The organism is Crossiella sp. SN42, from assembly GCF_023897065.1.
Lineage (GTDB): Bacteria > Actinomycetota > Actinomycetes > Mycobacteriales > Pseudonocardiaceae > Crossiella.
This window is the reverse complement of record NZ_JAMHIV010000016.1, coordinates 58,545-82,688: the sequence shown is the minus strand read 5'-3', so window position 1 is coordinate 82,688 and position 24,144 is coordinate 58,545. Positions and strand designations below refer to the sequence as shown.

Here is a 24,144-nt window from a genome sequence, read left to right as displayed (position 1 = left end):
GGCTGACCGGATCACCAGACGCTCCAATTGATGATCTTGGGGTCTGCTGGCCATCCACATCCGAGTAATCACGGGGCGACCATGGATCCACTGTGGCCGGGCACCGCCAGGCCCGATATTTCCGGCCATTGACCAGCTCGACCTCTGTGATCGCTACGGCCAGCTGAGTTTCCCGATTTTCAGGGCGACCGTGCTCAACCCGGTGTTCTGACGGGCCAGGTAGATGCTCCGACTGGGTGTTCTCCACCGCAGCCAGCTCCGGCGTGGTGGAAGCCTAGGAGACTCAAGTACATGGTCGAGGTCGGCAATACGGTCAGCGGAACCGTCACGGGCCCGGTCGTGCAGGCGCACACCATCGGCCAAGTGGTGCTGACCCCGCCGAAAGAGGCCCCACTGGTACCGCGGCAATTGCCCCCGACAGTCCGGGGATTCGCCGGTCGCGCCCACCACTTAGCGATGCTGGACGCGCTGTTGCCGACAGCGGACACCATGAGCGTTACCCCGGCGACGGTGATCGTGACACTGGATGGGACCGCGGGGGTCGGCAAGACCACCTTGGCGGTGCAGTGGGCACACCGGGTGCAACATCACTTCCCCGACGGCACGCTGTTCGCCAACCTTCGCGGTTACGGCCCCAGCGCACCACTGGCGCCTCACCTGGTGCTGACCGGATTCCTGATGGCGTTCGGGGTGTCCGAGGAGCGGATCCCAGCAGATCTGGATCAGCAGTGCGCGGTGTATCGCTCGCTGCTGGCCGAGCGGCGTGTGCTCGTGGTCTTGGACAACGCTGGCAATGCCGAGCAGGTCCGCCCCCTGCTCCCAGGATCCCTGGGGTCGCTGGTGCTGGTGACCAGCCGCGCGAACCTCATCGGGCTGGCGGTGATCGAAACCGCCACCCCGCTCGTCTTGAACCTGTTCACCACCGCTGAGGCCCACGAATTGGTGGCCACGGTCATCGGCGCGCAGCGGGCCGCAGCCGAAGCCGAAGCGGTGACCGAGCTGATCCGGGTGTGCGCGCACTTGCCGCTGGCACTGCGGGTCGCCGCCACCCGCATCGCCGCCCACCAGTACCTGGAGGTCGCCGACGTGGTGGAAGAGATCCGCGAAGGCTGGCAAGGCCTTGGCGCGTTGACCGTGCCGGGGGACCAGGCAAGCTCGGTGAGCACTGTCTTCGACTGGTCCTATTCCCGGTTGCCTCCGGCGCAGGCGCGGATGTTCCGGCTGCTGGGCCTGCATCCAGGAGTGGAGTTCGGGGTGCACGCGGCCGCCGCAGTTGCCGGGGTCGAGTTGCGGGAGGCGAGACGGCTGGTGGAGGCATTGGCCGCGTACCACTTGATCGAGCCGGCAGGGCGGCGCCGTTACCGCTTCCACGACCTACTGCACGCCTACGCCGCACACCGCGCCGAGTGTGAGGAGCAACCAGGGCAGCGGCGTGGGGCGCTGATGCCGATGCTGACCTGGTACGCCCGTACTGCCATGGAGGCCGATCGCCAGCTATTTCCCGGCACTGAGTCCCTGTGTAACGAGCTTGGTGAGATGACCGTCTCGGTGCCGGTGACCAGCCGGGAGGAAGCAGTGGCCTGGCTGCGGACTGAGCACGCCACCCTGTGGGCTGTTCAGCGGCTGGCCGCCGGGCACGGACAACACGGGGTGGTGGTGCTTATCGCCAGCGCGGCGCGGTTTCTCACCCTGGGACCGCGGACGCTGTGGCGGAACCGCCTTGAAGCAGAGGAAGCTGGTCTCGCCTCCGCGCGGGCCTGCGGTGACCGGGTCGCTGAGGCGTTTTTGTTGCTGCGCCACGGCGGCACCTGCCGCATGCTGGGGGATCTCCCAGCCGCCGAGGCTGACTTCACCGCATCTATGGCCGTGGCCGAAGAACTCGGGGATCCTGCCGCCCGCCGTGAAGCCTTGTGCGCCCTTGGGTTGATTCGCCGCTCCCAGGAACGCCTGCCCGAGGCTCGCGCGTACTACACAGCCGCGCTTCCCCTGGCCCAGACCGCGGGCAAGGCCTCGGCCGAGGCGGTGGTCGTCTGCAACCTGAGCCAGATCGCCGCCGAGGAAGGCGACTTTGACACCGCCCTGGCGCACGCCGAGACCGAGCTGGCGCTGCGCCGCGAGGTCGGTGCCCCCAACGGCATCGCTTACGCCCTGCACGACATCGCGGTCGCCCACCAGGGGCGCGGGGACCACGACACCGCGATCGAGCTCTGCCACCGCGGACTCGCCCAGTACCGCGAACTGGCTGGGACCGAATCCAGCCAGGCCATGATCCTGGAAACCCTGGCCGCCTCGCTCATCAGGCATGGCCGGCAGGAGGAGGCGGTCCGGGCGCTGGGGGAGGCCGCGGTGATTCTGACCGAGCTCGACGAGTCCCGCGCCGAGCAGTTGCACCGACGCGCGGCCGAACTGGCCGAGCAGAACTGACCGCACGGTCGGGTGGGGAGTGCCTGGTGCACGCCCCACCCGACAATTAGGCGGCGGCCCGGCCGCAGGCCGGGCAGTCCGGCCGAGGCGCAGACAGGCTCAGGGTGAAACAGTCGTCTAAGGCGACGAGGCTGAACCCGTACTCGCAGTTGGTCTGCAACGCCGGCGCCCCGGTTATCAGGCTCATCACCGCGTGCGCTGCCATCAGCCCGGCATACCCGGCGGAGATTGCGCTTGCGGCGTGCGCCGCCGTGGTCGAGGGCGTCCCCGGCCACAACGTGCGCTGTGGTTGCGCGGCTCGCCGCTCGGCCACAGCGAGACCGGTGCAATCGTGACACGGACCAGTTCCCGGCTGGTAAAGGCCGATGTTGACTCGGGGACCGTGGTAGCCCCCGTGCACCCAGGCGGTGCCGGTGTCCAGGCACGCCTGGTTGGTCCAGGAGCGGATCTCACGCGGGGTGTCGGCGGCCATCAACAGCACCTGACACCCGATAGCCAGCTGGCGCAGCACCTGCGGGCCGTCGATAACGTGCCGCTGCCCGGTGACCTCGATCGCCGAGTTGTGCTCCCGCAGGCGCCGCACTGCCGCCTCCACCTTGGGCTGGCCCAGGTCATCTTCGGTGAACAGGATCTGGCGGTTGAGGTTGGACAGCTCCACCACGTCCGGTTCCACGCAGTGCACCTGCCCCACCCCGGAGACGGTCAGCGCCAGGGCCGCAGCACTGCCGACCCCGCCGAGGCCGACCACGACAACCCGCGCCTGGTGCAACGCCAGCTGAGCGTTCCAGCTGCTGGAGCGGGGAGTCAGATCGATCCACCGCCACAGGGCGTGGCTGCGGCCGTAGCGTTCCTGTTCGGCATCGCTGAGCTCCGCAGGGGGTGGTTCGGCGGCGTCTTCGAGGTGGCCGGCGCGGGCCAGGGCCTCGATCGCCGTGTGGACAGTCCCGGCCGGATGCTCGGGGTAGAGGCGGACCAGGTCGGTGACCACCTGGTCCACGGTGCGGGTGCCGTCGAGGCGGGCCAGCAGCGCCCACACGGCCCCGTCCGGGTCCGGGATGAGGTTGGCGATTCCGTAGATGGAGCCGCCGATCTGCACCAGGTCCTCGCCGCGGCGGAAAGGCAGGTGTTCGGGTTTGATTCGCGGACGTTGCATGGCCTTCCTCCTTCCGGTCAGCCGCTGGAGCCCTCGTTGTCGTTGCTGAAGGTCATTTCACGCTCGGTCGGGATGAACTGGATGATCATGTGATCGCACCCCCTTTCCGTATTCCGCGACGGAGAAGGTGGCGCACCGTCAGACACGACCACGGCGGGTGGGGTTCACCTGGCAGTGACTCGCGCACCGAGGGTGGGTTCATGGGCGTCCTCCCCATTGTTGATGATCGGCATGTGCCGACCTTTGTGAGGACGCACCGGGACCCTGGATGAACCACCCAGGGACCTGTGGCGAGGGCTTGTTTTGACCGATGTCGGGCGCGGTTTGGCGCACGATCACGGGCTTGAGATGGCGTCCGAGCTGTGAGATGTCCAGCACCAGCACCACCGGTTCCAGGTCCTGCTGGCCGTGGGACGAGCAGGAGAGGTTCTCCATGTTCTGCACACGCTGGTGGACGACTACCCCAGCAGCTCATGTGCACCGGCGCAGACCTTGGTCCACTCGCCTGAGCACGCCCATGGCCACCGCATCTCCCCGATGCCGATGACGGCGCCATCCTTGACGATGTTGGCCGAGGCGAGGGTAAAGCCGTCCGGGCAATCGTTGTACGAGTTACCGTTGTCGACTTTGTCTGCCAGCGCGGTGGCTCCCGAGCCGGATGATCCGGTCATCGTCACCGCGGCGATCACGAGTGTCACCTTGGTCCCGTTCTTGATGAGCATTGCCGTTCCTCCTGGGATCCGCGGGATGTTCCGTGACGGATTTAGCCAGGTGAAACAGCGGCCCGACAGTGCTCTGACCAGGTCAGTACAGGTTGACACATACGCCCCATACAAGCCCGTACACGTCTCAGCGGCAGGGCGGGGCGTAGGGCTCGTCAGGGATGAACTGCGCCCACTCCGCCGGGGTGATCGGATCGCCCGCCGTCGCGCAGATCCGGGCGGAGACCGTGCTGGGGTCGGTGTTCCACAGTCGGACTGCCCGGTCGCGGCCACCGCCTGCGAGAGTGCGGCCGTCGGGGCTGAACGCGACAGTGAACAGACCACCCTCGGCAGCGGTAAGGGTAGCTCTCCAGTCCGGCTCGCGCGGGTTGCCCAGGTCCCACAGCCAGACAGTTCGGTCGATGCTGCCGACCGCGAGGACCCTGCTACCCGGCTGGAACGCAAGTTCGTAGACCTCGCCGACCGGGCCGATCAGCGGGGCGTCCAGTGTGACCGGATTCTCGGGTCGGGAGAGGTCGACCAGCCGGACCGAGTAGTCGGCCCCGCCGAAGGCGAGCAGCCTGCCGTCGGAGCTGAACGCGGTCGCATAAACCGCGCCAGTGAACCCGGTGACCGTTTCCAGCAGACGTGGCCGTGCCCGGTCGGTGATATCCCACAAGTAGCCCTTGGCGTCGCCGCCTGCGACGGCGAGGAGCCGCCCGTTTGGGCTGAACCTCACCCCGCCCGCCGCAGCGGGCGGGGTGAGGCGGGGCAGCGCCATGGTGACGACGGGGCGGTCAGGGTTGGTGATGTCGAGCAGGTGCACCATGCCGTCGTCACCGCTCGACGCTGCCAACGTCTTCCCATCAGGGCTGAGGACGAGGGCCTGAATCGTTGTCTTGGCAACCGAAACGTGCACGGACGTCCGGGCACGGAGGTTCCAGAAGGAGACTCTGCCGTCCTTCGACCCGGCGATCGCCACTGTGCCATCGGGGGTGAGCACCGACGCGCCGGCAAGGTTGGCTGCTGCGGTTTCCTTTTCTGCCAAGGCAACCGTAGCTGTGGGCCGGGTGTGGGCGGTGACGTCCCACAGGCGCAGGCTGCCGTCGCCCGCCCCGACGAGCAGCCGGCCACCTGAGGCGTCGAACGAGGCGGAGAAGATCTGGTTGGTGCTGCCGACCAGCGCCGGGCCCGGCAAGGGCCAGGTCCGGATGACGCCATCCGGGGTGAGGCCGAGCAGTGTGCGGTTGTCGCGGTAAGCGACGCCGGTCAGCGGAACCGGGTGCGGGAGCGTGCCGAGCGGTTGGCGTGTCCGCAGATCCCACTGCCACAGCAGGGTGTCGGAACTGCCCGCGGCCAGGGTGTGTCCGTCCGGACTGAAGGCCACGATGTTGATCCAACTTGCCGGTCCTGCCAACTGTGTAGGCGGCCTGCCGGGGGCCGTGAGGTCCCAGGTGTAGACGAGGTGCTCGGCGGCTGTGCCCGCGGCGAGAGTGCGGCCGTCAGGTGAGATCGCGACGGTGAAGACCCTGCTGGTGGGACCGCGTAGGACGAGCGATCGGCCTGGAGTGGCCACGGGCCACACGTGGACGGTGGCGTCGTCACTGCCCGCCGCGACTGTGCGTCCGTCCGGGGTGAACACGACGCTCTTCACGGCTTGGCTAGGCCCGGTGAGCACAGTTGGAGCCGTGTCCTGCCCGATCGTCCACAGACGCACGGCTGAGTCACCGCTGGCTGCGGCTAGCTGGCGACCGTCCGGGCTGAACGCGAGGGAGAACAGCCGCGCGGGACCAGCCGCGAACGTGCCGATGGGAGTGAGGGTGCCGACCCGCCACACCAACACGGAGCCCGTCTGATCGCCTGCCGCGACATGAGCACCATCGGAAGTGAGCGCGATCGCCGCCACGGGACGGCCCGTGGCAAGGACTGCCACCGATGCGCCATCGACGGTAGAGATCTCGACATGCCCGGTGTCGGTGCCCGAGGCCAGCAGATGACCTGCTGTGGCCATCACCTGTGTGGTTCCGCTGCGGGCACGGGCGCGAGTGGGCATCGGGCGCGCAGACGAGTCGAGCAGCGCCGCCCGCGCTTCTGGGGTCGGCGCGACCCGGTAGGACGCCAGGGCGAGTTGCGCGGCCAGTGCAGGGTCCTTGTCACGCAGCCGATCTGCTTTCGTTGCGGTCTGCCGGGACAGCGCGAGCCTTTCGTTACGGTCGGCACTGGATGCGACCTGCCGCGCGTACAGCCCTGCGGCTACCGCGACCAGTACCAGCACGACCAGGACGATGATCGCCTGGTAACCGCGCCGAACCCGTCGCCGGTCGGCACAATCCTCCGCGGTGCGCTGGTCAACTGAGGCAGCGAGGAACTCATGTTCCAACGGGTTGAGCGCTTCGTGCGGGCCAGGTGTGGCCGCCCAGTCCAGCGCGGTCTCCAGCGTCCCGCCCCGGTAGAGCTCCTCGGCCGGGTACCCGTTGTCTCGCCAGACACGGGCCGCAGCGGTCAGCCTGCCGTGGACGTGGCGGCCGATCCTGTCGTTTGCCAGCCAGCTCTGTAGCAGCGGCCACGCGGTCAGCAACGCCTCGTGGCTGATCTCCACTGTGTGCTTGTCGGCGGTGAGCAGTCGATGAGTGACGAATAGGTCGAACACCTCGGTGAGGTCGTCGACCTCCTCGTCGGTACGGCCGTCAAACAGCTCATCGAAGGTGACGCGCCGACGGGTGTCCACAGCACTGTCGTCGACTTTCACCAATCGCAGGAACAGGTTTCGTGCCACGGTCTTCTGCGTGGTGCTCAATGAGTCAAAGGCGAGAGCGGCCGACTTGGCGATCGCCCCGCGGACGCCGCCCGCGGCCTGGTAGTGCGACACGCCAAGTGACGTGGCCTGGGGGTTGTCCTCTTGGCACAACTGCACGATCGTCTGCAGCGTGTGCGACAACAGTGGCAACGCTCCCGGCTCTGTGTCCCGTAGAAGCAGTTCGACCAACCCGTCCTGCAACTCGAACCCAGCGCAGCGCGCGGGTTCCACGATGGCGTCACGCAGCTGGACCTCGGTCATTGGCTCCACGACCACCTGCGCTTGCTGTACCAGTCGGGCGAGCCGCGGGTACCGCAGCGCCTGTTCGTAGAAGTCCGCGCGCAGGCCGAGCACGAGCGGAGCGGACCGATCAAGCAGTGCATCGAGGAAGTCGATGCGGTCACGTTCGTCCGGGCACATGGTGAACAGCTCCTCGAACTGATCCACTACAAGCACCACTTCGTCGGCGACGTCCGCCAGCTCCCGCAGCGGCGTATTGCCCGGCGTGATCAGCGCGGCCTGGTCGAGCGCCGGGATCAGGCCGGCGCGCAGGAGCGACGACTTGCCCGAGCCCGATGGCCCGACTACGACCAGCCGCCCTTCGTCGGTCACCGTGGCCAACACCCGCGCGGTGAGGTCCGCGCGCCCGAAGAACACCGCCGCGTCTTCTGGCTGGAACGCACGTAACCCTCGGTACGGATTTGAGCCCGGAGTCGCGCGTGTCCTGAGCCTGGGGAGCGCGTCGAACCAGGCATCCTGCTCCGAGACGCCCATTGCGGTCAGGAGGCCGGAGAATTCGCGCCCGACCGAGAGCTGTGGCAGGTGACGCCCCTTGCAGTAGCCGGAGATCGTGGTGAAAGCTAAACCAGATTCTTCCGCCAACTGACGGTAGGATTTCCCGGATTTTCGGCGTAGTGCATCGAGGGTTCGGGCGAAGTCCTCGGGCGTGCTGAGTTCCACCGCGTGCTCCTTGTAGTTTTGGTGGCCCGCAAGGTGGCCAGAATCGACTCTGCCGTCGAGAACCCTTGCCTGCGCAAGAGGCTTAGTGATGCGCCCAAGTCACCCAGGCAACGTCCGGCAAACGACGCGGTCGCTGACAGAGCAACACGTCATGGCCAAAGTGTCCGACGCAGACTGAGTAGCAATCAACGTCACACCCAGCGATCAATCGCTCTCTAGGTTGCTCTCTCGTGCTCAAGCGAGTTGAGTAATCACTCTCACTGACGAGGTCAGCGCCCTGCCGCATCGTTCGCAGCGATCGAGTCGGCGGCGGACTGGAGGTAGGTCACAATATGGAAAAGGGTGAGGGTTCGAGAGAGCGGCTGGTGCGTGTGGCCATCGAAACATTAGTCGAGGATTGCGGCGCGATACTCAACAAGGGTTTGCGCCCAGAAGACGCAATGGATCGAGCGCAGCTGTCGACTGCCACGTTCTACCGCCACCATCCCACTAAAGAAGCGTTCATCAAGGCAGTGATGGACGAACTCATACCGGCAAATTTCAAGCTGCCGTACGACCTGAGTGCACAGATTGAAAGCGTCCTGATGGCAAAGGGTGGAGATCCGCGCCATGCCATGCGAGAAGTCGCAAACTGGGACTTTCGCGAGGTTTGTAGAGACCACATGACAGCTCGTCAAATTCTTGCACTGGTACTCGGGCGCAAGTACCCAACCACTATGAAAAACTTGCAGGCGCTCTACCGCTCCGTCGACGACCAGGGTGCCAAGGCTTATGAGATGATGTTCGAGCGCTGGGGAGCCTCGATCCGCAAACCGTTCGACGTCCGTCTGCTGAGCGTGAGCCTGGTTGCCATCGTTGAAGGGCTCGCCTTCCGCTGGAAGGTCAATAATGATGACGTGCCAGATTGGCTCTTCGGTGAAATCGCAGTAGCCTTCATGAGCAGCGTCATCGATACCCAGCATAAACACGAGCACATTGATGATGTCGCCGCCTCCATCGCCGCTGACATCATGGCCAACTTCAAGTCGGCGCAGGGAATCGATCTCCCGAGTGATCCACGCCAAAGTATCATCGACACCGCGAGGATTGAGTTCGGGCGACGAGGTTACTTCGCCACCACGCTTGAGATGGTAGCCGCGGGATCCGGCGTGCCGCTACATACCGTCAAGAATCTCTTTTCTAGCAAGCCTATGTTGATCGTCGGCGCCCTCCAGAACCAGTTTTTTAAGCTTTCTCAGGCGGCCGTTGACGACATTACGCTTGGGCTCGACGAAATGAAGGCGATTGAACGTCACCTAGAGCGCCTGGCAAAGCTGGCCCGTGACGAATCGGAGTTCATTGACGCATTGCTGATGGCGCTGTCGCACGAGACCTATGGCAACGTAGACGGCCCGGCGGTCGTGAAGGAATGGTTGAATTTTCCGAAAGTCATCGTCCCTGCAATTGAACAAGGTCTCGAGCGCGGCACCCTCAGTTCCTCGCAGGCGGCTTATGACATCGCTGCAGTTTTGACAAACATGCTGCTCATGCAGACCATCACCCACCGCAGTCGCGAGCCAGAACAGCATGTTCAGCTGGTATCCGAGCTCGTTCTACGGGGGCTGTCGGCTCGCCCCGATAGTCGCCAGGAGCCCTCACCCACCTAAGTCGACCTTGTGCGGTGGCCCCCGCTGGAGGGCGGTCGCGGCTGGTAATGCCTCAGAGGTCATGCGCGACACCTCAGTGACCGCTTGGGCTGCTGGAGGCCGGTCATGCGGTGTCGTGTGCTCGCCGTCGCTCTGCCGGCCCTTACTGGGCCTGGCTTTGCCGGAATGCAGCCGCGACCAAATCCCGCCTGGCTGGCCAGCTGCTGCAGCCCCCGGCAGGTCCGACGAGCGGCAGCGCGTCAACCCGGCCTCCGTGGCAGCGTCGGCACCGCCAGCCTCCTGGCCCTTAGATCGGCGATCGGCGGTCACCCCAGCGATCCTTCACCAACCGCGGCCGCCATGGTGATGTACAGGTTCGCGCCGCACCAGCGGCTCACCCCGACCGCCCTCAGCGCATGGATCGTGGTGACCAGCTCCAGCTTGAGCAGGTGGTGCTCCAGCGACTCGTTGTCCCAAGCGCACTCGGCAGGCCCTGCTCGCGGGCCAGAGCGTAGACGCCACTTCCAGGCTCGGCGCCACGCAATCCGGCCCCGGCCACCCCAGGCCCGCCCTGCGATCACCCCACCCGGGCCACCGCGAACAACGCCGCCAACCCGGCCAGGAAATGCTCGACGTCGCCCTGGTGCACCTGCACCGCTGCTCCTTGTACATGATTGTGTAGCCAGGCAGCACGGACGTTTGCCACTCTTGTCCGAGACGCGGTACGAGTAGGTGCAACGCATCGTTCACGGGGGGACGTTCTGCGCCGAAATTGACGGTGCTCCGCTCATTCTTAACTGGATCGCCGAGCGAAGGACGACAGCGCGCACTCGAGCGTGTGATTCGACTTGACTGTGCCGTTGGGGCACGGTGTTCACTGCATTCGGCTCGCGCCATCGTCCGCTGTAGACCGCGCGATGGCGTCACCCCGAGGAGGAGCACTCAATGCGTAGATCTGTGGTTGCCGTTCTCGCCGCCGCCCTGGTGGTGCCTCTCGCCCCGCCGGGCTTGGCTGCGGATGCGGCACCGGACAGGCCGGCCACCGTAGCCTGGGGGAAGTGCCCCAGCGGCACATTTTTGGGGCCGCTGGAGTGCGGGACGCTGAAGGTTCCGCTGGATTACCACGACCGCGGTGGCAAGACAATCAACATCGCGATATCGCGGATGGCCAGTGCCAAACCGGAGAAGCGCCGCGGTGTACTGCTGCTCAATTCCGGCGGACCGGGCGCCCCGGCGATGAATTACTCGATAATCTTGACCTATCTCGGGTTGCCGCAGAGCGTGCGGGACAGCTACGACGTGGTCGGCATGGATCCGCGTGGCGTCGGCTACAGCACCCCGGTGACCTGCGACATGCCGCCGGGGACGTCACAGACCGCCAACATCCCGGAATACGCGCTGGATTCGGCCGATGTCGCCAACCGCGCGAAGAGGATGGTCGAGACCGCCAAGAAATGCGGCTCCTCTTCGACGGCGTCGATCCTGCCGTATATGACCACCGCGAACACCGCACGTGACATCGACAAGGTCCGCGAGGCACTGGGTGAGCGGAAGCTCTCCTACCTCGGCGTCTCCTACGGCACTTACCTCGGCGCGGTCTACGCCACGATGTTCCCGAACCGCGGCGACCGGATCGTGCTCGACAGCTCGATGAGCAACGAAGGCAGCAGTCCCGCGGCCTCGCGCGGGTTCGGCCAGGGTGTCGAAGACAGGTTTCCGGATCTGGCGAAGTTCATCGCCGCACATCCGGAGTACGGCCTTGGCACCACGCCAGAACAGGTGAAGCTGAAGTACTACGAACTGGCCGCCAGGCTGGACGCGAAACCGATGGCGGACGGCTTCGACGGCAAGCAGTTCCGCAAGGGCACGTTCGAGCGGATGTACACCGACGCGGGCCTGCCCCAGGCAGCCGAGATGTGGCGTGCCGTCAACACCGGCAAGCCCGTGGAACCGCTGCCGGGCACGCCGCCGCCGCCGGACCAGCCTGCGGACAACGCCGCCGCCGCCCAGCTGGCGGTGCTCTGCAACGACCGGAACTGGCCGGAGTCGGTGGAGTTCTACCAACGTCAGGTCGAGATCGACCGGTTCCGGCATCCGATGTGGGGTGCGGCCGCGTCCAACATCTGGCCGTGTGCGTTCTGGCCGACCGAGCCGATCGAGCTCCCGGTGGAGATCACCGGCCACGGGCCGTCGAATGTGCTCATCGTGCAGAACCTCCGAGACCCGTCCACCCCGTTGTCCGGTGCCAAGAAGATGCGTGCGGCCCTCGGTGACCGCGCGCGGATGATCACCGCCGACCAGGGCGGGCACGGTGCCTACGTCTACCAGAAGAACAAGTGCCTCAACGACGCCACGACCGAGTACCTCGTCACCGGAAAGCGTCCGCCGCAGGATCTCGCGTGCGCGGCCGAAGGAACGTCTTGACGCGGGTGGACATTCGTTCGCCGTGCTCAGGTCGCTGTTGACGCCGGGTGCTTCGAGTGGTGGCAAGGTAGTCGTGCGCTGGGCTGAGCCAGATGTTCGCTGGCGTGGTTGAGCACGCCCTGGTCGCTGCTGTCTGCGCTGCTCTTTGCTCACCCGGCGAGACCTCCCAGCACGCACCGGCGGCTACACCTGGGCGCTGCTGCTCATCGCGCTGATCATGATGCTCGGCCTGGCCGTACTTCTCACCATCGAACGCCGGATGGAAGGCACACAAGCATGCGGACCGCACTGATTGTCGGTGACCTGCAGGTCGGTGTCACCCGCGACTTCCCGTTCGCCGCGGACGCCGTCGCCCCGATCGCCGCGGTGCTACCCGCGGCCCGGGCGGCCGGTGTGCTCCCCGTGTTCGTCCGGACGGCCCTGCGCCGCAACAGGACGGACCTCGCCGACACCAACCCGCTGATGACCGCGTTCTTCGAGGCAGGCGAGACCTTTCGCGAGGACGCTCCCGGCACCGAGGTGGACCCGAGGCTCGGGCCAGGACCCGATGACGTCACCGTTCTCAAGCGCCGCACGAGCGCCTTCGCCGGAACGGATCTCGACCTTGTGCTCCGAGCCCGCAATGTCGACTCGATCGTACTCACCGGCGTAGCGACCAGCGCTATGATCGCGGCCACCGCCTACGACGCCGCAGACCGCGACTACCGGATCACGGTTCTGACCGACGCCGTCGCCGACGCTGACCCCGCCCTGAACAGAGCCGTCCTCGACCACGTGTTCCCCGCGCGGGGCTTCACCTTAACCACCACGACAGCGTGGCTCGCTCAGCTCGGGTTCCTGCCGAACACCGCGCGGGAGTGCTGAGCAGGTGAGTGGAGGTATCGCGTGCGCGGTCAGCCTGAGTCGAGTGCACCACCGCACCCCACGACCGGGTGGAATGTGGCCCGCGCCGCGTCGAACTTGACTGTGCCGCAGCGGCACAGCCTGTACTGGGGGCATGAGCCGAAAACGCCTCCTCCTCGTGCTGCCAGTGCTGCTGGCCGGAGTCGCCACCACGACCCCGGCACTGGCCGCCGGGATTCCGTTGAACAGCACCGGAATCCCGGACCGCTTCGCCGGGCAGAGCTTGAGTTGGCGGCCCTGCACGATGGATGACATGAGCGCGCCGCTGCCTGATGACCTGGACATCACCGGCCTGGAGTGCGCCACCTTCCGCACCCCTCGGGACTGGGCCTGGCCGAGCGACGAGCCGGAGCTGACCATCGCGATCAGCCGGTTGCCCGCCACCGGCAAGGCCACCGCCTCGCTGTTCACCAACCCGGGTGGACCGGGTGGGCCGGGCCGCTGGCAGCCGGGCACCGAGCTGCGCGCGCACCAGGAGATCATCGGCATGGACCCGCGCGGCACCGGCAAGAGCGACAACATCAGCTGCGGTGGTGTGGTGCCCGGCGCGGGCCGGGACGGGCGGGACCGCTCGCCGGCGAACCTGGCGGCAATCGCGGACTCGGTGCGCGAGTTCGCCCAGGCCTGCCAACGACATTCCGGCGAGCTCGGCAAGTACATCGACACCGCGCAGACCATCCGCGACATGGACCTGCTGCGGGTGCTGCTTGGCCGACAGAAGATCAACTACTACGGAATCTCCGGCGGGACCTGGCTGGGCCCGCACTACGCGCAGCAGTTCCCCCGGCGCACCGGGCGGTTCGTGGTGGACTCCGTGGTGGAGTTCACCGGCGACTGGCAGACCTTCCGGGACAGCCAGGCAGCCAGCTTCGAACGCCGCTGGCGGCAGGACTTCCTGCCCTGGATCGCCCAGTACGAGTCCAGGTACCGGTTCGGCGCGACCGGCGAACAGGCCCGGCGCGTCTATGAGGACCTGCGCGCCGAACTGGCTCGCAAACCGGTGGAGATCGGCGGTGGGCTGGTGAACCAGCTCGCGCTGGACGGCGCGGTGGTGCACTACCTGTACAAGAAGAAGAACTTCCCGCTGCTGGCCGATCTGCTGGTGTCGGCCCGGGCGGCCACCCAGGGCCGGAGCACGCCCGCACCGAGCCAGGCGCTGGCGGCCGACTTCTTCACCGCCACCCTGTGGTCCACGCTGTGCAACGACACCCCGTGGACCGGCGACCGCGAGTCCATCATCCGCCGCTCCCAGGAGAACTTCGACCGCGGCCACCTCATCCTCGGCGCCAGCTGGCTGACCGGCCAGGCCTGCGTGTTCTGGCAGCGCCCGCAGGGGCAAATCCCGCTCCAGCAGCTGACCGGCAAGGGCGTGCCGCCGGTGCTGATCGTGCACTCCGAGCACGACGGGGCCACCGGCATCGAGAACGCGATCAAGGCGCGGCAGAATTTCCGCGGCGCGCGGATGATCACCGTCACCGGCGAAGGCGACCACGGGCTCTACGCCGACGGCAATGCCCGCCTGGACCGCGCGGTGGAGCGGTTCCTGGTGCACGGCAAGCCCCCCGTCGACGCGCGGGTGCCGGGCATGCCGCTGCCCGTCCCGGCCGGGTAAGACGGCCGGCCTGGCCCTTAGAACTGTGGTGCGCGGGCCAGCCTGGAGCAGACCTGGAGCAGTGGTTTCGCAGGAACCGAGTCGAACGCCGTTGAACGGTATGCAACGGCACTTGCTGGTCAGATGCTTGATTCACCTACGCTGGCAGTGCGGGGTCAGGGGTTCGAATCCCCTCAGCTCGACTCGGTTGAGATAGCCCCAGAAGCCCTGGTGACACGGTCCACAACGTGCCCCGGGGCTTCTGGCATGTGCCGCCGAGGTACCGATGACCTTCTCTGTCCTTTGTGGATGCCGTTGGCGGCAGGCTAGTTTGCTCGGGTGAGTCTCCTCGATGATGTGGCCGAGCGCGACGGCTGGCGTTGCTGGGTCTGCGATGAACCGGTCGACCCCGACATGTCGGTGAACGACTCGAGGGGGCCCAGCGTCGACAGCCGGACCGCCGACCGCAAGGCCAAGATCGCCGAGCGGCTCGCGCACCGCGGCTGCAACACCCGCAAGGGCGCGGTCAAGGTGGTCATCGCCTGGCCGGACCGCCTGCACGTGGTCGAACCCGCCCCGCTGATCACTGTCGCCACAAGGCTGGAGCGCAAGGGCGGCCGCGAGATGGTGGCCCGGTGCCCGACCAAGCAGGACGCCCAGGAGGCGGCGGACTGGCTGGTGGACCGGTTCTCCCGGCTGGTGCCAGGACTGCCGGTGACCGCCAGCATCGAGCCGGGCGGCGGCCAGTTCCTCGTCATCCTGGCCACCGGCCGCCGCTGACCGCCGCGAAGAGCTGAGACGCCGTATCGATGATGTGGCGCCGGAGGTCCAGGGTCGCCGCCGCCGACGGGTCTTTCCGCCACAGCAGGCTGATCGTGCGGGACGCGCCCTGGTCCGCGATCGGCAGTTCGACGGCACCGGCCACCTGGCTCTCGAAGGCGTAGGTCGCACTCCCCGTCCGTCGCCCTGCACGAGTGGGACGCCGAGCTGCGTGGACGGGCGAGGCAGCGCAGTGGACGTAGGGAAAAGGCGGTTCTAGCGTGGGGAAATGAAGACCATCGGAATAGTCGGCGGTGTCGCCTGGCCCAGTTCGATCGCCTATTACCGGCTCATCAACGAAATGACCTCTCAGCGCCTGGGTGACGACGGGCTGCACAGCGCGCGTCTTGTCCTGGCGCAGACCGACTTCGAGGAAGTCGACCGGAACCAGCGCGAGGGTCGCTGGGACGTGGTCGGCGACCTCCTGGCCGAGCAGGGCAACAAGCTGAAGGCCGCGGGCGCGGACTTCTTCCTGATCGCCTGCAACACCGTGCACGCCGCCGCCGACCGCATCGAAAGCGCGGTCGACCTCCCGTTCCTCCACATCGTCGATCCGGCCGCCCGGCAGGTCAGGGAACGCGGGTTCACCACCGTGGGACTGCTCGGCAGCCGCTACACGATGACCGGCGACTACTTCGTGAACCGCCTGCGCGAACGCTATGACCTCAAGGTGTTGGTCGCCGAGGGCGAACACCAGGAGAACGTGCACAACGCGCTCTGCCAGGAACTCGCCAAGGGCGTCTTCCTCGCCGCGACCCGGAACAAGTTCAAGGCCGCCATCGCGGATCTGGTCGAGCGCGGCGCGGAGGTCGTTGTCCTCGGGTGCACCGAGTTCGGCCTGCTCGTCAAACCCGAGGACAGTCCGGTACCCATCATCGACACGGCTGTTGCGCATGCCGAAGCCGCGGTGGACCTGGCCCTCGCCCCCGAAACCGGCCAGGGGCACGTGGTCGGCCCGCGCCGCTGAGCACCGTTGCCGCGAGGCTGGAGTGCGAGATGGTGGCCCGTCGTCCGACCAAGCGCGCCAAGGTCGCGGCCTGTGCTGAGCGCGGAAAGCGTTCCGGTCCGGGCAGGGGCGACCTCGCTTGGTCGCCCCCACCCGTTCTCAGTGGCTGGCCTCTGATGCCGGCGGGGTGCCAATCCAGCAGTAGAGCTGCTCGTCGGCGGCTCGTGCCCGCTGGGCGAGACCCACCAAATCGCGAACGACCGACAGCATGCTCTCCGGGTTCACATCCTGGAAGTGGGCGAACGCCTCAGCTCGCGACCACTGCGCCGCGACCTGTGCCAGTCGATCCTCCGGGACCGCGGCGAGGCTGTCCCTGGTTGCGGTGCCCAGTTCCTGCAAGACGGATCCCGGGTCCTTCCAGGGAGAGCCATCGGGCAGTGTCATGGCTTCCTCGATCGAACGAGGTTCGGTCTCCTCAGGCGGCCACACACTGACGATCGGTGACAATTCGGGATGCCATCGGACGTCCCGGGTGGCTGCCACCAGCGCACCCAGGACCAGGAACGGCTCGACCGCGCGCGCGATCACGCCGTCGAATGCCGGAGTCCCCGTGGAGTCCTCGGTGAGCGGCCCACCGGGCAGGCCCAGCGAGCGTCCCGCATCGCCCTGGTCACGAGCGCGGAAGTACACGAAGCCAGGCCCGTGGACCGCACGGCGGTCGATTGCCAGATTCGGACGTTCGGTCCCGGACGAACCCCCGGCCGGTTGTTCGAGCTTTGCCTTGGCCGCGAGGAGGACCTCGCGAAGCTGACCCAGCGCCTTCTCTTGCTCAGGGGAGCGGGCGATGAATACCTCGGGGCAGAGAAATAGTTGATGTTGGCCGTGCGCCACGTCCTCGCGTGCCATTTCCAGCTTGCCCCTGACCGTATTGCGGTCAGCCTCACCCCAGTTTTCGACTTCAGCGAAGGCTGCGGCTAGGACGGGCGCCGCGTCGGGTAGATACAGATATTCCTCGCCGGTAGGCAGTTGCTGAGCCGACAGGTCGACCCCGCCCATGAAGGCGACCCATTCCAGGGTGGCACCGGAGAAGTTGTTGCCGGAGTATGCGTTCTCCTTGCGGCCCAGTTGGCCCCGGGCTCCCTTGTCGAGTTCTCGATTGAAATTGATTTCGCGTAGAGTGCCGGTGAAGACGCAGTCGATGAACTCCGCCTCGTTGCAGAGCCACTTCTCCAGTCGGACATTTCGGAACGAGCACCGAATGAACCGGGCGCGTCCAGGGACGAGTGCCCGGATGTGGGAGCCGTCGAAGCTGCAGTCGATGTATTCAGTCGGCTTCTTGCCTGATCCGAAAACGAAGTTTCTCACCCGCAGGTTTTCGAACTTGCACCGTTCGAGCCGGGACTCTACGATACCCCACTCTTTGCTCTTGTTCTGAGAGAAGTCGGTGTCCTTGATGCTCTTTTCGGTGATGGTGAAGCGTCCGGCCTCGATCTTGCCTATGCTCATTGGTGCGACCCTGCTTGATGTCATCGAAGTCCAAATCCGTACGGGATACTGTACGCGATGTAGGCCGACCCCGGGTAGGCTCCGCCGCGTAGGATATGGCGGGTGAGCTGCGCATCTGTGGTCAGCTCGACGTAGGTGCGGGTCTTCGTGTCGTAGAAGTCGGGATGCCAGGACGCTGCGTACCTGAACCGGCCTCGGTACTCGTTCTCCAGTTCGATTAAAACGGCTCGATGGATCGCGGTGCCGGCGTACCGGCGCCACAATGCCGCCCGCGCCTTGTGGGGCAAGCTGTTGTAGTAATCCCGCTCAGCCTGAGTGAGGTGTCTCTCCATGAGGACGTTCGCGTCAATGCTGATGACCCGCTCCGCAGCCTTGCGGACGATCTCAGCGGATTCCGCCTTGTGCTTTGTCATCCCTCGTGGCCCGGCTCGCCACACGGCCGCTGCGGACATGGCCGCGAGGATCTGGTTGCAGTCGGCCGGCCGTGCCTCGCACATCCGCTCGCCGTACTCTTCCAGCGCCATCGCCCGCAGGTGTGGCGGAAGGCCCTCCGGGCCGACCATGTCGTCGAAGTTCGCCGAGTTGTATCGCTCGGCCAACTGCTTCTTGATGTCGTCCTCGGTCTGCGCCCATGGCGGGCGCTGTGTTCCTGCCTTGCGCTTCGCCTCATCGGCGGCGCGCTGCCGCTCGGCCACCGCGCGCCAGGCCTCGCTGGCGGCCGCCGCAGCCGCGTCGCTGTCCTTGCCCGCGGCGATGGCGGCGTCCCGTGCCCGGGTGGCCTCCTGCCGGGCCTCGGCGGCGGACTGCTGCGCCCGTGCGGCTGACGCGGTCGCGGCGGAGGCGGAATGGGAGGCCAGCCGGGCGTCGCGCTGGGCGTTGTTGGCCGCCTCCCTGGCGCTGCGTGCCGAGGCGGCCGCCTGGTTGGCCGACTCCTGTGCCTGCGCGGCGGACTGCCGGGCCTGAGCGGCGTAGCCAGCCGCTTCGTTGGCCGCCTCCCGCGCTCGCCGCGCGTGCTCGTCCGCCTCAGCGGCGGCGTTGCGCGCGATCGCGGCCGCGCGGGCAGCCTCGGCCGCCTTCTCCTGCGCGTTGGCCGCCGAGCGGGCGGCGTCGGCGACGTAACGACGGACCTCGGCAACGTGCGAGGCGGCTTCCTGGTCGCGCTGACGGGCCTTGTGCTGCCCAACCTGGATGAAGTCCTTGCGATAGGCCGGAGGGCCGGCGAGTGCGACCCGGGCCGCGGCTTTCACCTCTGGGCCGCCGCCGTCGAGGAGCTGCACGACCTTGATCTCGTCGTCCTGCTCGGCCGCCACATGCTGGCCGGTGGCGAGGAAGGCCCGGCGGTCCTCGACGGTGCCGTTGAGCGCGGCCTTGGCGCTCTCCTTGGTCTGCGGACCGCCGGTGTTCATGATCTGGGCGATCTTGACCTGGTCGTCGGCGTCCTTGCCTTCGTACTCACGGGTGCGCAGGAACTCCAGCACCCCGGCGTGAGAACCCGACAGCGCGGCCTCGGCGGCCTTCTTCTGAGCCGGGATCTCAGTGTGGTCGGCGATGTAGGCGACGCGGGAGCGGTCATCCTGCTCCGCATCGAACGGCAGCTGGGTCCGCAGGAACTGCCGGACATCGGCCTCGGCTCCGACGAGTGCGGCCTCGGCGGCCTTCCTGCTCCACTGCCCGCCGCTCTTGAGCACTCGCGCGGCGACCTTGCGCCCGTTGGTCAACACCACTGAAGCCGGGGCGCCAGGGGCGGTCGCCTCGGCCAGCAGCCGCTTGGTCTCTTCGTCCCGGTGCGCGGTTTCGGCGGCATCCCATGCCGCGTCGGACTTCCGTGCCGCGTACTCGGCCTTGGCGTCCTCCGCGGTCAGCAAGGCCTCGCCGGACTCCACGGTCAGCCGCTCCGCGTCGGCCTTGCGCGCGTTCTCCTCGATCGTCGTGGCCTGCCGGGCGGCGGCGACCGACGCCTCGGCGGCGACCCGGGCCGCTTCGGCGTGCTCGGTGGCGATCTTGGCCAGGTCCGCGGCTTGGCCGGCGTGCTCGGCCGCATCCGCCGCGGCCAGACCTGCCGCGTGAGCGTGCTCGGCCGCTGACCTCGCCGCCAGGTGCGCCTCGTTCGCCGCGCGGCCTGCCTCCCCGGCAAGGGACTCGGCGACACCCGCGGCGCGCGAGGCCTCATTCGCCTTGCGCCGGGCGTTGGCTGCGGCCTGTCTGGCACGAGCGGCCTCGCCGGAGGCGACGTGGGAGTGGCTGCCCGCTGCCTGAGCAGCATTGGCCGCCTTGTCCGCGTTCTGGCTGGCGCTCTTGGCCGCCCCGGCCGCCTTGCCCGCATCCTCGGCCGCACGGCCTGCTGCCTTCGCGGCCTCGGCGATCTGCTGGACCACCTTGGCCATCGCCAGTGCCGCTTCGGAAGCCTTGCGGGCGGCTGAGGCCTGGTTGGCATCTCCCGCCGCCGCGGTCGCCGCATTGCGGGCCTCGGCCGCGGCTTGGCCCGCGGCCGAGGCCGCGGAGGCTGCCTTGGACGCGGCGTTGGCGGCCACGCGAGCGGCGTTGTTCGCTGCCTGTGCCGCGGAAATCGCGGTCTTCGCGGCATCGGCCGCGCGTTCGGCGGCGTCGGCCGCGCGAATGGCCGCGGCCGCGGCCTTGCCAGCCTGATCCTTCGCCGCCGCGGTCTCGGCAGCGGCGATCTCGGCTGCCTGCTTGGCCTTCTCGGCGGCGTCGACCGCTCGTGCGGAGGCATCCTTGGCGGCTTCGGTCTCCGCCGTCGCGCGCTGTTCGGCCGCCTTGGCCGCAGCCGACAGTTCCGCGACGCTGGCCCGCTCCTCGTCCCGGGCCCTGGCCACGTGCTGGCCGCGGGCCAGGAACTCCGCCACGTCCTCGTCAGTACCGTTGAGCGCGGCCTTGGCCGCGGCCTTCACCGCCGGGCCGCCGGCGTTCATGATCTGGGTGACCAGGACCTGGTTGTCCGCTTGCCGAGCGGAGTGCTGGCCATCGCCGAGGAACTGCCACACGTCTTGGGCGGTGCCGTTGAGCGCGGCCTTCGCACCATCGCGGACAGCGGAGCCGCCAGCGTTCATGATCTGGGCAAGCTGAACCTGGAAGTCGGCCGCCTGGGCGGTGTACTGCCCGGTGTCGAGGAAGGCGCGGACATCCGAGGCCGACCCGGCCAGCGCGGCCTTGGCGGCCGCGCGGACTCCTGGGCCGCCCCGATGCATGATCTGGGCGACCAGAACCTGGTCGTCGGCCTCCTTCGCCTGGTGCCTGCCGGTTCGCAGGAACTCCGCCACGGCCTCGTCGCCGCCGACGAGCGCGGACTCCGCGGCGTAGGCGAGACCGGGGCCACCGGTCTTCAGCAACGTCAGCGCCTGCTCGCGATCTGCGAGCGCCGGCGTCTCGGCGCCGAAAGCCGGACCGCCCTGGAGAACGCCGGCCAGAAGTGCCAGCACCATCGAGGTCGCGACCAGTGAACGTCTAGGCGTCACAGGCCCTCTTTTCCGCTTCACCGTGCTCGTGTCCCTTCGGCAACTGAAAGTTGGAATGGCGGCATCCGGTTGGCGCATTGCAGCCATCCGCGTGGTCAGAGCGTGAAGAAAGGCGTAAGGAAGCGGGATTGAAACAAGATCCGCGCCTAGCGCGTGTGAACGACAGTCATGCCCCCCGTGCCCCCCTGTGCCTGCGATCAATGCGCCACAGGCGAGAGAACACTAGAGCAAGATCTGTTCGCTTGTCACCCTGGTTGGGCCGAATGTGGTACGCCAGCCGACGTTACACACTGTTGCGTTCGTCACAGAAATTTGATTGCAAACAGCTTTTGTGCCTAACGTCGAATTCTCTCCTGTGGGGGGAGGGAAGCAGGGGCGTTAAGTCACCGTCACCACGGCTCTCGCTGCGGTGCCGGAATTCTGGTCTTGTCGCTCGTCTTCCTAGGGGTCGGAAGTTCAAGGGGAGCACTTGTGAGGCTTGTCCCGCGCCTGGCGGTCCTCGGGGTCGTGGCCATATCCGCGCTGCTCATCAGCGTCCAGGGGGCATCCGTCGCCCAGTCCACGGGGCCGGCAGCCGACGCGCCGAAGTTTGTCGTCGAGGACTTCCAGCATCCTGCCGCCGATGCCATCCTGCGGGAACGTGGAATCATCGTGCGCAAGGGTGACGGGAACATTCAGTCCGTCGACTGCGTGAGCGGCGAGGACCAGATCGTCGTCAAGGCCCGCAATGCAACCGGCCTGATCACTGCCTGCTTCCGGGTCGCCGCTCCCGTCGGCTATCTGGCCGTGGAGGTCCAGAAGGTCTTCTACATCCAGGCGGCAAACCACGACGTTCAGGCCAAGTTGAAGGTCAAAGATCGAGAAGAGAACGTCAGCATTCCCAAAAATGAGGGAAAGCCCGTGGGTGAGGGGATCAGTGAGCCGAACGGGCCTGCAACTCTTCTTGAGCTCCGGGCCAGCTCCTGATCATCGCTGGCTCCTGGACCCCGGTTCGGACATTCAGTGGTCAGATTGTCTGGGCGTCTCATTGGGCTGACTATTTCCTGGTATCCACGGGCCCCGTGCCGGGGTTTCGTTCAATGGATCACGAATGAAGTGGTGGATGTGAAAGCAGCGCAGGTAAGACGGCGTGCTTTGGCGGTTGCAATCGCCGCGATGACTGTGGTGAGTACAGGCCTCCTGGGTGTCGGTACCGCGACCACGGCGCAGGCGGCAGTAGGAGACCCCGTCAGGGAGGGAACAGATCTGTTCCTGGCGAGGGTTGTGGTCGGAGAGCACGTGCGCGGCTGCTCCGGCGCGCTCATTGCTCCGCAGTGGGTGCTCACCGCCCGCAGTTGCTTCGCCGAGCCGGGCAAGGAGTCGGACGTTCGACCGGGTCCACCGGCATTGCTCACCACCGTTACCGTGGGTCGTAATCCGCGTTCGGGCAAGACCGGGCACCAGGCTCCGGTGCTGGAGGTGGTGCCCAGGGACGATCGGGATGTTGCCCTGGTCAAGCTGGCCTTCCCGATCACCGACATCGCCCCGGTGCCGCTGACCGCCACCGCGCCCGGTGACAGCGAGGTGCTGCGGCTGGCCGGTTACGGGCGCACCGCCACCGAGTGGGTGCCCGGCGCTCCGCACAGCGGAACCTACGGCGTGACCTCCGTGAGCGGTGCCACGGTCGCGGTCTCGCCCTCCACCAGCGCGGCCAGCATCTGCAAGGGGGATGCGGGCGGACCCGCGCTGCGCCAGCGCGGCCAGGCGGTGGAACTGCTGGGACTCGTCAGCGCCGCCTGGCAAGGCGGCTGTCTGGGCGAGACCGAGACCCGGCGTACCGCAACCCTGGCGCGGGTGGACACCCTCGCCGACTGGGTGCGTACCACCACTGTGGAGCGCCCGAATCCGCTGGCGTTTGCTTGGCGGCATCAGTTGCATGTTTTCTCCCGCGCGCACAACGGCGAGCTCTCCCACTGGTGGATGAACCGTGGGGGCGGGGTGGAGCGTGGTTCCTGGGGTGGGGAGCTGGCCGGTAACCCGGCCGGGTTCGTCGACGGCGAGCAGCAGCACGTTTTCGGCCGCGGCCCCGACGGCAGCCTGCGTCATTGGATCTGGGATGCCAGGGTGCCGGAGCGGGTCGGGCAGGAGACGTGGCAGGGGCCGAAGATCACCGGTGACCCGGTGGCCTACGTCTGGAAGGGCGAGCAGCACGTCTTCGCCCGCGCCGAGGACGGGTCGCTGGCGCACTGGATCTGGTCCGGTTCACTGCGCAATGACTCCTGGGGTGGTCAATTGGTCGGTAGCCCGGCCGGGTTCGCCCATGGGGAGCAGCAGCACGTTTTCGCCAGGGACAAGGATTCGCAGCTGGTGCACTGGTATTGGGATGCCCGTGCCGAGCGTCTGATCTCTGAGGTGTGGCAGGGGCCCAAGATCAGCAGCGATCCCACCGGCTACCTCTGGCAGGGACAGCAGCACGTCTTCGCCCGCGGGTTGAACGGCAGCCTGGAGCACTGGCAGTGGTCGGACAGGTTCTGGCAGGACAACTGGGGCGGGCAGATCGAGGGCCGGCCTGCTGGGTTTCCCTATGGCGAGCAGCAGCATGCCTTCGGTCGCGGCCCGGCTGGAGAGCTGCGCCATTGGTACTGGGACGCGCGGACTCAGGGTGAGGTCGTTCGGGAGACCTGGCAGGGCGCGCAGATCGCTGGGGATCCGAGTGCGCATGTATGGTTCGACGAGCAGCAGGTGTTCGCCTTCACGATGAGTCCGGATGGCGAGTTGGGGCACTGGTGGTGGGAGAACGGCAAACCCGTGCAGCACAACACCTGGGGCAAGTAACCTTCAGG

General features: G+C 67.2%; 15 protein-coding genes. 10 read left to right on the top strand and 5 right to left on the bottom strand.

The window, feature by feature from the left end:
* The first annotated feature begins 291 nt into the window (after positions 1 to 291).
* Positions 292 to 2,424 (top strand): tetratricopeptide repeat protein, encoded by a 2,133-nt coding sequence (locus M8C13_RS20175; RefSeq protein WP_252482195.1) that lies wholly within the window; start codon positions 292 to 294, stop codon positions 2,422 to 2,424.
* A gap of 46 nt (positions 2,425 to 2,470) precedes the next feature.
* On the opposite strand, the gene M8C13_RS20170 is transcribed toward M8C13_RS20175, so the two are convergent.
* The 3 genes from M8C13_RS20170 to M8C13_RS45475 form a co-directional block, all read right to left on the bottom strand.
* Positions 2,471 to 3,577 carry a ThiF family adenylyltransferase gene (locus M8C13_RS20170; RefSeq protein WP_252482194.1) on the bottom strand — a complete coding sequence of 369 codons (1,107 nt, stop codon included), beginning with the start codon at positions 3,575 to 3,577 and terminating at the stop codon, positions 2,471 to 2,473.
* Between the two features lie 458 nt (positions 3,578 to 4,035).
* Positions 4,036 to 4,299 (bottom strand): hypothetical protein, encoded by a 264-nt coding sequence (locus M8C13_RS20165; protein ID WP_252482193.1) that lies wholly within the window; start codon positions 4,297 to 4,299, stop codon positions 4,036 to 4,038.
* A gap of 127 nt (positions 4,300 to 4,426) precedes the next feature.
* The gene (locus M8C13_RS45475; protein WP_252482192.1) at positions 4,427 to 8,035 is read right to left on the bottom strand and encodes a helix-turn-helix domain-containing protein; all 3,609 of its coding nucleotides are present in this window, start codon (positions 8,033 to 8,035) and stop codon (positions 4,427 to 4,429) included.
* A gap of 365 nt (positions 8,036 to 8,400) precedes the next feature.
* Between M8C13_RS45475 and M8C13_RS45470 the strand changes: the two genes are divergently transcribed.
* From M8C13_RS45470 to M8C13_RS20125, 7 genes are all read left to right on the top strand, one after another.
* Positions 8,401 to 9,681 carry a TetR/AcrR family transcriptional regulator gene (locus M8C13_RS45470; protein WP_252482191.1) on the top strand — a complete coding sequence of 427 codons (1,281 nt, stop codon included), beginning with the start codon at positions 8,401 to 8,403 and terminating at the stop codon, positions 9,679 to 9,681.
* Between the two features lie 924 nt (positions 9,682 to 10,605).
* Positions 10,606 to 12,084 (top strand): alpha/beta hydrolase, encoded by a 1,479-nt coding sequence (locus M8C13_RS20150; protein WP_252482190.1) that lies wholly within the window; start codon positions 10,606 to 10,608, stop codon positions 12,082 to 12,084.
* A 145-nt stretch (positions 12,085 to 12,229) separates the two neighbouring features.
* Positions 12,230 to 12,376, top strand: coding sequence for a hypothetical protein (locus M8C13_RS20145; protein WP_252482189.1), 147 nt, complete (start codon positions 12,230 to 12,232; stop codon positions 12,374 to 12,376).
* Positions 12,361 to 12,948, top strand: coding sequence for a cysteine hydrolase family protein (locus M8C13_RS20140; RefSeq protein ID WP_252482188.1), 588 nt, complete (start codon positions 12,361 to 12,363; stop codon positions 12,946 to 12,948). Before M8C13_RS20145 ends, M8C13_RS20140 begins: the two co-directional genes overlap by 16 nt.
* 133 nt (positions 12,949 to 13,081) lie before the next feature.
* Positions 13,082 to 14,599 carry an alpha/beta hydrolase gene (locus M8C13_RS20135; RefSeq protein ID WP_252482187.1) on the top strand — a complete coding sequence of 506 codons (1,518 nt, stop codon included), beginning with the start codon at positions 13,082 to 13,084 and terminating at the stop codon, positions 14,597 to 14,599.
* Positions 14,600 to 14,917: 318 nt separating this feature from the next.
* Entirely contained in the window at positions 14,918 to 15,358 is a 441-nt protein-coding gene (locus tag M8C13_RS20130) for a hypothetical protein (protein WP_252482186.1), read from the top strand.
* 268 nt (positions 15,359 to 15,626) lie between these two features.
* On the top strand, positions 15,627 to 16,364 hold the full coding sequence (locus M8C13_RS20125) for an aspartate/glutamate racemase family protein (RefSeq protein WP_252482185.1): 738 nt from the start codon (positions 15,627 to 15,629) through the stop codon (positions 16,362 to 16,364).
* Between the two features lie 138 nt (positions 16,365 to 16,502).
* On the opposite strand, the gene M8C13_RS20120 is transcribed toward M8C13_RS20125, so the two are convergent.
* Entirely contained in the window at positions 16,503 to 17,849 is a 1,347-nt protein-coding gene (locus M8C13_RS20120) for a hypothetical protein (RefSeq protein ID WP_252482184.1), read from the bottom strand.
* A gap of 20 nt (positions 17,850 to 17,869) precedes the next feature.
* Positions 17,870 to 21,289 carry an ALF repeat-containing protein gene (locus tag M8C13_RS20115; RefSeq protein ID WP_252482183.1) on the bottom strand — a complete coding sequence of 1,140 codons (3,420 nt, stop codon included), beginning with the start codon at positions 21,287 to 21,289 and terminating at the stop codon, positions 17,870 to 17,872.
* 504 nt (positions 21,290 to 21,793) lie between these two features.
* Here M8C13_RS20115 and M8C13_RS20110 point away from each other — a divergent pair.
* Positions 21,794 to 22,288 (top strand): hypothetical protein, encoded by a 495-nt coding sequence (locus M8C13_RS20110; protein ID WP_252482182.1) that lies wholly within the window; start codon positions 21,794 to 21,796, stop codon positions 22,286 to 22,288.
* Between the two features lie 132 nt (positions 22,289 to 22,420).
* On the top strand, positions 22,421 to 24,136 hold the full coding sequence (locus M8C13_RS20105) for a trypsin-like serine protease (protein ID WP_252482181.1): 1,716 nt from the start codon (positions 22,421 to 22,423) through the stop codon (positions 24,134 to 24,136).
* The last annotated feature ends 8 nt before the right edge of the window (positions 24,137 to 24,144 follow it).

Coding starts and splice junctions, on each gene's coding strand:
- M8C13_RS20125 (WP_252482185.1), top strand. CDS start 15,627: ATGAAGACCATCGGAATAGTCGGCGGTGTCGCCTGGCCCAGTTCGATC.
- M8C13_RS20115 (WP_252482183.1), bottom strand. CDS start 21,289: ATGGTGCTGGCACTTCTGGCCGGCGTTCTCCAGGGCGGTCCGGCTTTC.
- M8C13_RS20165 (WP_252482193.1), bottom strand. CDS start 4,299: ATGCTCATCAAGAACGGGACCAAGGTGACACTCGTGATCGCCGCGGTG.
- M8C13_RS20120 (WP_252482184.1), bottom strand. CDS start 17,849: ATGAGCATAGGCAAGATCGAGGCCGGACGCTTCACCATCACCGAAAAG.
- M8C13_RS20175 (WP_252482195.1), top strand. CDS start 292: ATGGTCGAGGTCGGCAATACGGTCAGCGGAACCGTCACGGGCCCGGTC.
- M8C13_RS20150 (WP_252482190.1), top strand. CDS start 10,606: ATGCGTAGATCTGTGGTTGCCGTTCTCGCCGCCGCCCTGGTGGTGCCT.
- M8C13_RS20140 (WP_252482188.1), top strand. CDS start 12,361: ATGCGGACCGCACTGATTGTCGGTGACCTGCAGGTCGGTGTCACCCGC.
- M8C13_RS20135 (WP_252482187.1), top strand. CDS start 13,082: ATGAGCCGAAAACGCCTCCTCCTCGTGCTGCCAGTGCTGCTGGCCGGA.
- M8C13_RS20170 (WP_252482194.1), bottom strand. CDS start 3,577: ATGCAACGTCCGCGAATCAAACCCGAACACCTGCCTTTCCGCCGCGGC.